Origin of the sequence: Microcoleus sp. D3_18_C4 (assembly GCF_036702355.1) — a bacterium.
Taxonomy (GTDB): domain Bacteria; phylum Cyanobacteriota; class Cyanobacteriia; order Cyanobacteriales; family Microcoleaceae; genus Microcoleus.
On the sequence record NZ_JAUBTF010000060.1, the window covers coordinates 28718 to 40973 of the forward strand.

The following is a 12256-nucleotide window of genomic DNA, read 5'->3' on the forward strand; positions in this document are numbered from 1 at the left end:
ATTTACTATATGGCTGAACATCATCCTTTAGGGGATATAGAATATCTCAGAGAAAATCTTCTCAAGAGCTATAAGCTTGGCTTTCCAATTCTCAAAGAATTAATTCAGAATGCTGAGGATGCAGGCTCTACCTATTTTGATTATGGATGGATTGATGGTATACCAGAGGCGAATCATCCTCTCCTGAAATCTCCAGCCTTATTCGTATTGGATAACGGCAAATTTACTGAGGAAAATGCCAGATCAATTCGATTCATTCTTGGAGGAAGCAGTAAACCTAACCAGGAGAACACGATTGGAAAGTTTGGACTTGGATTGAAGAGTGTGTTTCACCTATGCGAAGCATTTTTTTACATTAGCCCTGAAATAGAAAACGCAAAAAAACCACGACGATTTGATATCTTTAATCCTTGGGCAGAACAAGATGGAGATCACTATCATGAAGGATGGGATAATTTTTCTCAGGATGACTGCAAGAAAATTCAAGCATTGCTGAAACCTCTTCTTAATCGTGAAGAATATAGCTCGGAATGGTTTATTCTTTGGATTCCGCTTAGACAGCGTACCCATAGTACACAAAAGTCCGAAGAAGATGGTATCCCGCTAGGTCATATTAAATACTCAGATGACGACTTTTTCGGCAACATTTCTCCTAGCTTCTTAGACGAAGAAACTACCAAACAAGAATTTGCATTACTTTTACCTCTGCTCCACTCTTTGCAGACTGTTCGTTACTGGTCAAGAAGTTTAGAACAAGAAAAGTTTTCTATATCAATTGGTGCTAGCGATCGCCGCTACTCATCCTTATCTCAACAAAATCAACTTTTAGAGCCACATTCCTTTAAAGGAAATATCACCATTAGTAGTGAATCTAAAATTGAGTTCAACTTTTCAGCAAAAGAACTTATTCTGGACACTCCTACTTTTAATGATATTCTTTCGAGACCTAACTTTCCGAGCAAGTTCAAGCATATTAAACCTCACATTGCTGTGGTTCTTAGCCACTGGAGGACATCTCCAGAAAAACAATCTACTTTGACTATACGGAATGCTGTTTTTCTTCCAATTGGTTCCCCTTCAGATTTGGATATTTCTGGAAAATCGTCACGAAGCTACTGCTTGACGTTACACGGATATTTCCTTGTTGATTTTGCTCGGACGGGAATTCTTGGTTGGAATGCAGAAGATTATAGAATCAATAGCCAAAAAGTTGAGGGAGATGATGGAGATAGTCTACTCAAAAAAGAGTGGAATTCGGCTCTTTACGAGAAATTATTGGCAGAAGTGATACCAGAACTGAAAAATTTACCTGAGTCAGATATTACTTCTGTTTGTCAGGCACTCAAGAATTCTAACCTCTTCAAAAATAATAAGGAGAGTATTTGTAGTAAATGGCAATTTGTATATCAAGTAGACAGAAAATCTTCACAATGGACAATCAGCCCTTCACAGGAAGAAAAGCGCATTTTAAAAATACCTAAAATACCTGAACCAGTTTGGGAAATTGCATCAAATTTTGAAGATATTGCTCGTGAAGTGTATTTAATTCAAGATAACTCTCCTAATTTGATTCTTTCCAAACGCTTAAATTCTTGGCAAGATAACGATATTATTCGTATTTTTGCTCCTCCTTTTGATTATGGAAAAGTATTTACGGATTCAAATGTTATTAACTTCTTTATTGAACTTCTGAAGTCTCCATCAAAGGAATTGAGTTATCAACTTCAGAAAACGTGGAGACAGTTTCTTCAGAAAGTTTTTCAAGAAACCGGAATACCAACTGAAGCGATGGGGGATTCAGTTCGTAAGGCGATCGCTCTCCTTGATGAATGCAACTGGTTTGAACTTAAGTGTTGCGACTCACAATTATTTCAAGATTTATCCAGGGAACATCTTGATATTCTCCTCATTCCCCAGAAGTTCGCTCCGCCAAGTAAGTCTAGCCCTAAAATCTCTGGAAATGATGCAGAATTGTTAATTCCTCACCTAATAAATTATCGAGAAAGGAACCTTCAACAAAGTAAACAGTTAATACAGCAGGTAGTTGAGGCTATTCCTTCTGTAGAAATACCTAAATTTCGACAAGCCGTTAATAATTTAAAGTTGGTTCCCGGATTTAACTGTCGCAGCAATTGTAAGGTTTTTTATTCCTATATAAAAATTGTAGGGCTACAGAAACAAGGATTACTATTTAAAGATTCATCAAAAAATCGGGAATTTTCTACAGATATCCAAATTGCCCTGAGAGAGCAAACACTCGTTTTAGTGGACGAAGTGATTGCAAACAAGCTGTTGCAAGAAGAGGTTAAAAATTGCGATCGCTCGGCTTGTCTGAGTGTACTTCAGCAAAAACCAGAGTTATCCGAAGTAGAGAATCGTACAAACTTGTTAGAGAGGCTATTGTCATGAATTGGACCACACACAAAGATTTTTATGAACTGCGCTTTTTGTTGCATGGAAACAGAGACCAGTATAAAAACGAGGAGACTCTATACATTATCACCTCAGAGAAAAATCGTGAATTATGGCAAAATGTCGCCTGCAAAGTGTTACCACCGTGGCGTATTATTCCAACTAAACTTGCTAAGTATCTACCACCTTGGCTGTGTGATACGCTAAATATCAAAGCAATTAACCCTAGAAATATTATTGCTGAATTATCATCGCCCAGGTTAATTACTGTAAGTGACTTTAACTCGGACGAAAGAGAAGAAATTTTAAAAGAAATTTGTCTAGATGAGCAGGATCGCCAACAACTATGGCAAGGGCTAGCACTGCATGAAACTGTTGATGGTAATTTTATTTCTATAGATGGTAAAACCTATCTGGAAAACCCTAACTTTGATTTCGATAAAAATTTTCAAGGTATTATTACACTTATTAAGCGTAGTGATACTCAACAACAAAAACGGGCTTTAGAACGTGGGTGGATTGCTGAGTGGACACCCCAAAGAGCGATCGCTGTTGCTCTTAACCAGCCGCAGCCACAACGTTTCTGTACAATGCTGCTGAATCTTCTACATCAGGCTGATAAAGATTTGCTATTAAAATTGGAACGAAGCGAATGGCTTCCTTTAGATCGAGAGGGTGTAATTGCTCCAGAAAATGTCGTTCTTCTACCCTCACACTTATCAGAAAAGCTAGAAGAGGGGTTAGAAGAAGTGTTTCGTGCTGAAAAGAACAGCAAATATGTCAGCTTATCTATGCTTTCAAGTCTGGTTCAAAATAATGTTCAATCTCTTGCAAAAGTGTGTACTGAATGGAAGCATGAGACTAAAATCTTGCAATTCTTGCTTAAGGAAACAGCTAATCCTTCAAACCATTGTGAGTTTATTATCAAGACATTGAAAGTTTTAGTTAAAAGAAGGCAAACAATTGGGAAGGATAATCTTCAAATATTGAATGATAAAGCATGGATGGTAGATTGTAATAACCGAGCTATTAAGCCAGAAAGAATAATTTATTTTCCTCCGTTGCATAATAAAATAAAAGAGATTTTAGAGCAAGTAGAGCCTTGGGATTATGTCACGCCCGAAATGGTCAAAGATGACATTAGTTTTTGTAGTTTATCATCAGAATTACAAAGTTTATTTCTTACAGATGAGCGTGCAATTAAAGCACTTGGTTACGCAATTTACTATCTTGACGAATATTATATCGGTAAATTTAATCCAGAAGAATTTGCTTTAGATAAGTTTTTAGATGTTTTCAACACTTTTGAGGGTCTACCTGTTTTGGGACTGGCACAAAAAATATCCAAAGAAGCTTTTCAAAAGTACATTTTACCACAGGCTTTGGAGCCAATTGGCAGCGAACGCTTAGTCAAAATTTTTCAGTGGCTAGCCAAGACTTATGAAACTCTTTCAGAAGATGCGATCGCTATCTATAACCAATATTTACGACTTGCCTGTCCTGACTTACAAAAGCTTGGACAAGAAATTTTGCCTAATATTAAACTACTCAATCAGTGTGGTAGATGGAAATCACCTAATGAACTTTGTGATGCTAAGAAATATACTGGTATTGATGGAGAATGGATATTGAGAGAGGATCAGCGAGAAATCTTAACGTCCTGGTTAGATAATTCCTCAGCGAATAAAAATTTTCCATCATTACCTAGAAGTAGTTCTGTTCAAGATGTAACCAGCTCTGTTGACGATACTCCTAAGAGTAACGCTAAACTACTGGAAGATTACTTTCGTCCTTGGCTTTCCTATATTCCTTCTGAAGCAATTGGTGGTTTTCTATGTTTGCTTGCTGGTACAGATCCAGAGATTGAAAAACTTGCTACATATTATTTACGAAAACGGAATTTTGATAACCTAAGAAATCGTTTGCTTTGGAGTAATGTATTTAAAGAGAGGAACTTTAGCATCTCCATACAACATGATGAAACCTTACAAATAACCAGCCTTTTAGGAAGCAGATTTAATGTTAAAAATTTAACTCAAGATAGATTAACTAATCTTTTTATAGGCGAACTAAACAAAAATATAACGCAGATCACATTAATTAATTTCCGACCAGAAAAATGTCTTTCAGATGGTCTTTCCGAAATGCTTTTGGAATCTGCGAAATTTTTTCTAAAACGGATGGAAACTCAAACCAATAATGAATCACTTGATGAAATCTGGAAAGATATTTATAATTCCACACAAAGAGATATTTTATTTACCAGAAATTATCTTTTAAAAAATTTACCTCATATTTTGGCAACATTAGGAGTGAAAAATCAACAAATAACTAAGTGTCTAGCTGATGGGCGAAAATTAGACTATTACTTAGACGAGCCAGGTCACCATCACAAAAATATAATTTTTCTGAATCAGATTAATGATTCTATAAACAAAATTAAAAGTTTGGTAGAAACGGATGAAACTGTTAAAAAAGATATTTTAGACGCAGTTCGGAAAAAGATAGGTCAAGGACAGTATGGGTATAATGTGGGGAGCATCCCTTTTGAGTTGTTTCAAAATGCAGATGATTCGCTTGTAGAATTAAAGCGAATATTAGGTAATATTGATGTGAATAGGCAGCACTATGTTCTTGAATGGGATAGTGATAGCTTAACCTTAATGCACTGGGGAAGAGCGATCAATCTTTTCATTCATCCAGATGCTCGTAACAAAAACTTTGAAGGAGAGGGTTTTGATCAGGATCTCCTCAAAATGTTGTCTTTCAATGTTTCTGATAAATCAGAATGTGAAACAGGTAAGTTTGGACTTGGATTCAAAACTGTTCATTTAATTTCTAAAGAACCAAAAGTCATTAGTGGAAATTTGAACTTTGCTGTTCAAGCTGGGTTACTCCCCCTTGTCTTACCCAGATGTGATCGCGAACAAGAAGACTGGGATCTTTTACAAAGGCTCCGCAACCGACTAAAAAGCGAACAACCTTCTCCAGATATCACCGATGGTACACTAATCCACTTGGAAATTGATCCAGAGACGAATACCAATGTTAATGATGTTGTGAATGAGTTTGAGAGTAAAGTAGGGTTGCTCCTTGTCTTTGCCAAATTTATTAAAACTTGCAAGCTGATTGGGCTATCCTCTCCCAAGGAATCCTTGACATGGAATCCAACATCAAAAAATTTACTCGGCATTTCAGGGATTGAGTTCGGGCAAGTAAAGATTCTACAAGTAAAACAAAGTGGACAAGAGTGGGTCACTCACAAATTGTTGTGTTTTCGCATTCAAAATGCGTCCTTTGCGGTTCAAGAGGCGTCCTTTGCGATCGTGTTACCAGAAAACTTATCCTCTAAAAGTTCGCCTTTATCAGACTTTCCCACATTCTGGGTAACTGCTCCCACAAAAGAAAAATTGGGCTTAAGCTTTGTTATCAATGCTAAGTTCGATGTGACAACAGGACGCACTAGCCTAGATCGCAATTCCATACACAACCAGAAGCTTGCCAAAGCTATTGGTGAGGGTTTGGGTGAAAAACTTGGCGAACTCTTCAATAAGTCACAGGGTAATTGGGAAACACTGCGTCAAAGTCTCAAACTAAAGCACGAAGATGAATATGGGTTCTGGGAATTTCTTTGGAATGTGCTAGTAGTGGATTGGTTAAAGAAAAGTGGCGATCAGACTATAATGCAGATCGTTCAGACTACACTTGGGGGTAAAAATTGCAGTATAGGTTATCTAATTTCAAGTCATGCAGCACTACCCAATGGCTTGTATGGACACTATCGTGAATTAATCCTACTAAGAAATATCAACTATATTATTGAAGGCCTTCTTAGTAAAAAAGAATACTTTGAAAAAGTTGTAAGCTGGCAAAGCTTTCAGGAAAATTGTCCATCTAAATGCGCTGTTCACAACACGATCTGGCAATACGTTGAAAAATTAATTGGAACAAGTCCTACCAGCCCGAAAAAGTTGTGTTTTGCTGACGTGCTCGCTTGGGAGCTAGGAAATAAGAAGATTTCGCCTAATTCAGCATTTGCATTAAGCGGAATAGTCACATCTGATTTTGTGAAAAATCTACCGATATTGCAGCGTGAGGAATGCGATCGCATCAAATCCGAACTAAACAATATCTGCTTTGAAAGTGAAGATAGCACAGAAGATAACAAACAATATATTACAGCCTCAAGACTGCTAATAAAGAGGACAAATCGAGAGGAAGAGAGTTTACTTGCTGCATTTGCTCCAAATGATCGCTTGCTACATAGAAATTATTATGTGGAAAACAGCCTTGAGTTTTTCCAGGCTTGCCGCAAGCAACGAGAAACTGTCGAGCTTAATGAGATGGTACACTGGGCGATCGCCGCTGACACCGATGCTAAAAAACAAGCTGTGCGTGAATACTTATTATTCGGCGATCGGAGACAAACTTTTGCAAGTGAGCTACGAAACAGCATCGCTCCAACCTGGATGGAGAACGATCAAGGCATTCAAGAAATTCTCAAGGTTAACTCTCAACAAGAACAAGTTGAACGAACAATCAAGAGTAAATTTTCTTGGGCTGATTTTACCAATGAATGGTCACAACGAGAAAATTTAGAAATTGGCTCAGAAATTATCCTAGAAAATACAGAGTCCAATATAAATAAAATTCTAAAAAACATTTATGGTTGGTGGAAAACTAACCATATTACTGAAATTTCTAAATATAACGATCGCTTGTATCCTATCAAGATTGATGAACTGAAACAGAAGCTAGAAGAACGCGATCGCGGTGCATGGCTGATGCTATTCTTCCTGGGTACAACTCATAGGATGGGACGTACAAAACACGAACAACATAAAGAGTTTATAAAACTTTGTTTACAGAAAAGTTGGTGGGAAACTTTTTCCACATCCAATCCTCAAGCTCATCCTGCGGAATGGATGGATGTACTTAATGATTACACGGAGTCTCTTTCAGACCACACTACATGGAATTACTGGATGGAGAAGTTCCCAAGCATTTATCGGATTGCCAGCTATTTAGATGCTTATATGGATTCTTTTTGTAGTGTTGATAAGATCCAGAATGACTTTGACTTAGACTGTGTTATTGCACCACGAAGCAGTCCCATCTTCCAAGGTGGTGGATTTGATGCACCACGACTACCACTTGGTATTGGAGCAAATTTTGTAGTTAGAGAATTGGTACGCTTGGGCATTGTGCAAGCCAATGAGTACGTTATCCCTCATTGCTTTGTACCACGAGCTAATGTAAGAAAGCTGCTCACCTTTCTTGGATGTGACGGTCTAGATGCTCCTTGTTATAAAAACTCTAAAAATATTTATAGATTTTTGCGTACTCGTTTCAATGAGTTAGATGTATCAAATTTCCCAACGTTTCAGAACGCCTTCGACATTCCCTTTGAACTATATTCAGAAGATTGTTCTAGAGCAAAGCATCTAAGTTTAAATGAAATTTTTATAAAAGAAGATTACGACTTTAACGAAGAAGAGGATAGCTAAAAATGCAGGAATCATTCAAGTGTGGCGATCGCCTCTCCCATCCCAAACACGGCATCGGTCAAGTACGATCTGATGAAGAAACTACAGTTATTGTTCGATTTGAGCATGGATTGGAGGAGTGTCCAAAGGAGGAAGTAACCCGCCTCTTTTCGCTACAGGAAGCCATCAACTCTTCTGAATTGCACAATCCCCTGGAAGTCATCGCTCGCGTGCAGGCGCTAGCTATACGCTCAGTAAATGACGTTTGGGGCATATTTTCTCTAGCACGTATTGCCCTACTTCCTCATCAGTTATGGGTATGTCGCCGTGTAGTTCAAGAACTTCCTACTCGTTGGCTGGTTGCTGATGACGTAGGACTCGGAAAAACTATTGAAGCCGGCCTTATTCTCTGGACATTATTGACTAAAGGAGCAATCAAACGCATTCTAATTGTTTGTCCTGCTTCTTTGGTTGAACAGTGGCAATACCGTCTGCGAGTGATGTTTGATATTCGCTGTACGCGATACACAACAGAAGCAGATACCTCAAAAAGTGATTTTTGGAATACCCACCATCAGGTTATTGCTTCATTGCCTACACTCCGCAAAAACAGTCGAGATCGCCACAATCGACTATTCCAGACAGAACCTTGGGACTTACTTATTGTTGATGAAGCGCACCATCTCAATGCGGATGAAAAGAGCGGTCCCACTCTTGGATATAGCCTGATAGATAAGTTAGTCAATAAACACAAACAAGTACGTTCTGTTGTCTTCTTTTCAGGAACGCCCCATCGTGGCAAAAATTATGAATTTTTCTCCCTACTGAAGTTACTTAGAGAAGATTTATTCGATCCCAAAAAACCCTTAGAAAGTCAATTACAGTTATTGCGAAGTATTATGATTCGCAACAATAAACAATCTGTCACGGACATGAAGGGAAATAAATTATTTTTGCCCCTCAAAGTATGCTCAGAAATTTATGAATACTCACCCGAAGAATCTCTATTTTACGAAAAGCTAACTGAATTTATCCTCACAGGAAAAGCTTATGCCTCCAGACTCGATGATTTTAACCAACGAGCTGTTATGCTAATTCTAATATGTATGCAGAAGCTGGCTTCTAGCTCAGTAGCAGCGATTCAAAAAGCATTGTCAGGTCGTCTTAAACGAATTGATGCCAACCGTAAGGCTCTGGAAAAAATCAAGCACCAAAAACGAGAATTCGAGCAAAAATTGAATGACCTTGAAGATGAGGAAAATCTTAATAGTGACCAAATGAGTAGGTTAGAGGAGCAAATGCTAGAACTTACAGAGTCTATTAGGCTTATGGAAGATGAAGAACCTCGACTACAAGAATTGATACAAGCAGCTAATACTCTAAAAAAAGAAACAAAAATCCAGAAAATTTTGGATGTGGTTGCCAATCAGTTTGTTGACCGTCAGGTACTTTTTTTTACCGAGTACAAAGCGACACAATCTCTACTGATGTCTGCACTGATTTCTCGATATGGTGAAAATAGCGTTACTTTCATTAATGGTGACGAACAGGCTGAGGGAGTTATTAATACATCGGGTCAAGTCTTTAGCTTGAGAGAGAAACGTGAAACTGCTGCTGAAAAGTTCAATAAGGGAAAAGTCAGATTTCTGATTTCCACTGAAGCCGGTGGTGAAGGTATTGATCTGCAAGAGAATTGTTATTCTCTCATTCATGTAGATTTGCCTTGGAATCCCATGCGTCTACATCAACGAGTTGGTCGATTGAATCGTTACGGGCAAAAACTGGCGGTTGAAGTGATTACGCTACGCAATCCCCAGACTGTAGAAACATTGATTTGGGATAAACTAAATCGCAAAATTGACAATATTATGCAGTCTTTACAGCAAGTAATGGATGAACCAGAAGACTTGCTACAACTTGTTCTAGGAATGACATCACCTAAATTATTTCGAGAAGTTTTTAGCGAAGCCAACAGACACCATGAGGATTTAAATCAGTGGTTTGACCGCAAAACGGCTCAATTCGGTGGAAAAGATGCGATCGCTGCTGTACGTGAAATTGTTGGTAGCTGCGATAAGTTTGATTTTCAACAAGTTGCACCCTCACTTCCACAATTAGATTTACCCGATTTACAACCATTCTTATCGACAATGCTGTATCTCAACAAACGTCGGGTCAAACTTATAGATGAAAGTTTCTCATTCCTGACACCTGATAGTTGGCGCGTCGATCCAGCAATTCAAAAAGAGTACAATCGAGTACACTTCAATCGTTATCGAGGCGATGGAGATGTTACGCATCACTTGCTTGGTGTTGGTCACAAGCTATTCGATGCAGCTTTATCACAAGCTATGAGTTTCTCTGCTTGTGTATGTGTCTTGCCTGGTTTGAAACAAAGCTTATTTATCTTTCTAATAATCGATCGCGTGACAGGAATAAATTCTAATATTCGGCAAGCTGTTGCAGCAGTAAGTATAGATTTATCCAAAACAGCAACTATCTTAAAGGACTGGGAACTAATAAAGGTACTCAACGAATTACCTGAGTTAAAGAAATTGCCTGAATTCTCTAATTACTTTGAGCTAAGCTCAATTGAAATCTGTCAATTACTGATTGATGCAGAACAATTTTTAGAGAAACATCTAAATGATTTGGATCTCCCCTTCAAAATTCCAGCTATTCAAGCAATTAGTGTACTTATTCCATCTGGTTAGTTTTTAGTTGCTCAGTTAGAGATTCCAATTGATTGATTTAAGGAAATATCGCGCTGCAATTTCTTTATCAAGAAATTGGCCTAAAAACCTATCAAAAAAAATCTGTTGCAGTCGATGCACACTTAAGAACTCATGTCAATTTCAAAAGGAAAGCGAGATTTGATTTCGGCCCTGGCACTAAAACAGTTGAAGGATATACCACCTTCAACTGAGTTGCCTGCAAGTTTTGCCAAAATTCATCCCCCGCGCTTTGAGTGCGGCTTTAGGGTGCGCTGGACTGATGTTGGTGAAGAAGGTGACAGAGGAATGGTTATAGGCAAATTTTACAACTATGAACAGCGTCAGCGTTGTTGGATGTGGTGCTACATCATTTGCCTTACTCCTGATTCCAAGAGTGCAAAGTGGTGTCAGTTTGATACTGCCTGGGAGGAAGATTTGGAGAAGTTTGAGGATGATAAAAAAGCAGCAGACTTTGACAGATAGAGAACGCAATTTGATTGCAGTTTACAGTGAATGCCAATTGCGAATGACACCGAGGCAGTTTTATGCAAAGTGGGGAGTGAGTTATGAGGAAATTGCTTTTATTTGTTCTCGTTCTGATTCTACAGTGCGGGGTTGGTTTAGAAAGGGGGAAAATCGCCGATTTCCTACTGCTGTCGATTTGCGTCATTTGGCTTTAATGGATTTTCTGCTGGAGCATTTTGAGGAAATTCCAGAGGGATTGGTGGCTTTCCTGTGTCCGCCTTGCGAAGAGAATAGCCTGGATTAATGGCGCGTATAACGGAAAGACTGTTTAGGGCAACGACTGTATACGTTGTCGCAATCATATACTGCTGACTTGTTCAAACAGTTTTGGTGGCTGCCATACATCAAGCTTTTTCAGCATCAAAAGATAATTTGAGCTTGTATTAGCACAAACCTTGTCAAATATCAATATCACCGTGACCTGTCTTTGACAAGATTATTCAATTACTGTCTTGGCAAGCAATGAAACAAGAGCAAAATCTGTTACTTTTACTGCTGAGGTACTAAAATGACCTACTCTGAAAAATTGCACCCGTGGTGTATCATTAGCCTGCTTCCTAATTGTCAGCGTGTTATTGTGGCACGATTTCGTAAGAGAAACGATGCAGACGATCATCTACGGGTTTTGAAGCGATTAGTGAAAACGCGCACATTTGTGATTATTTTTGACATGCAACCAAAGCCTACTGTGCCTAAAGAATAACGGCGAATGCAGCGAAGGTTTGAATTTGAATTAATCAAGATACCTGCGTTAGTTGAACAAACCGACTTTCCAGCGATTTCTCCCAGCGACAGAACCTACTAATAGCTGGGAGAATTTTTTATATATTTTACCGATCATCTACTAACTACAACTTTTTATCATAGTGTTGATTTACGCTCTAAAGCGATCGCATTTGTACGGATAGTTACAATTGCATAAGTAAATATGCTCTGATTGATAGCTGGGCAATCGTAGATGTGGCTAATAGTAATATAGCTTGCGAGCGCAATAGATATTCCTTCTCTATCAATACTTCGGAATTTTGAAGAGTTTTTTTGAGAGATGGCTCTGGCGCAAGGTTCGTAGGTGGCTAATGTTGCGCTGAGTTTTTGGATTTCTTGCCATAGCTCTACTAT

The 12256-nt window shown here is 38.4% G+C and carries 6 protein-coding genes; 5 read left to right on the plus strand and 1 reads right to left on the minus strand.

The genetic code is table 11. From position 1 onward, the window contains the following. The first annotated feature begins 9 nt into the window (after window positions 1–9). The 5 genes from QUA90_RS24230 to QUA90_RS24250 all read left to right on the plus strand — a co-directional run bounded on the left by QUA90_RS24230 (window position 10) and on the right by QUA90_RS24250 (window position 11381). Window positions 10–2409 (plus strand): sacsin N-terminal ATP-binding-like domain-containing protein, encoded by a 2400-nt coding sequence (locus QUA90_RS24230; protein ID WP_333448161.1) that lies wholly within the window; start codon window positions 10–12, stop codon window positions 2407–2409. Beyond that, the gene (locus QUA90_RS24235) at window positions 2406–7919 is read left to right on the plus strand and encodes a hypothetical protein (RefSeq protein WP_194060230.1); all 5514 of its coding nucleotides are present in this window, start codon (window positions 2406–2408) and stop codon (window positions 7917–7919) included. Before QUA90_RS24230 ends, QUA90_RS24235 begins: the two co-directional genes overlap by 4 nt. 2 nt (window positions 7920–7921) lie before the next feature. Further along, window positions 7922–10612: an SNF2-related protein gene (locus QUA90_RS24240; RefSeq protein WP_194060231.1), complete on the plus strand. Its 2691-nt coding sequence runs from the start codon at window positions 7922–7924 to the stop codon at window positions 10610–10612. A gap of 132 nt (window positions 10613–10744) precedes the next feature. Then, window positions 10745–11095 carry a hypothetical protein gene (locus QUA90_RS24245; RefSeq protein WP_333448162.1) on the plus strand — a complete coding sequence of 117 codons (351 nt, stop codon included), beginning with the start codon at window positions 10745–10747 and terminating at the stop codon, window positions 11093–11095. Continuing rightward, window positions 11064–11381 (plus strand): helix-turn-helix domain-containing protein, encoded by a 318-nt coding sequence (locus QUA90_RS24250; protein WP_228056889.1) that lies wholly within the window; start codon window positions 11064–11066, stop codon window positions 11379–11381. The genes QUA90_RS24245 and QUA90_RS24250 overlap by 32 nt, the downstream gene beginning before the upstream one ends. A gap of 617 nt (window positions 11382–11998) precedes the next feature. Here the strand turns inward: QUA90_RS24250 and QUA90_RS24255 are convergent. Beyond that, the coding region (locus QUA90_RS24255; RefSeq protein ID WP_333448163.1) for a hypothetical protein at window positions 11999–12256 on the minus strand (258 nt) is incomplete at its 5' end.

Coding starts and splice junctions, on each gene's coding strand:
- QUA90_RS24245 (WP_333448162.1), top strand. CDS start 10,745: ATGTCAATTTCAAAAGGAAAGCGAGATTTGATTTCGGCCCTGGCACTA.
- QUA90_RS24250 (WP_228056889.1), top strand. CDS start 11,064: ATGATAAAAAAGCAGCAGACTTTGACAGATAGAGAACGCAATTTGATT.
- QUA90_RS24240 (WP_194060231.1), top strand. CDS start 7,922: ATGCAGGAATCATTCAAGTGTGGCGATCGCCTCTCCCATCCCAAACAC.
- QUA90_RS24230 (WP_333448161.1), top strand. CDS start 10: ATGGCTGAACATCATCCTTTAGGGGATATAGAATATCTCAGAGAAAAT.
- QUA90_RS24235 (WP_194060230.1), top strand. CDS start 2,406: ATGAATTGGACCACACACAAAGATTTTTATGAACTGCGCTTTTTGTTG.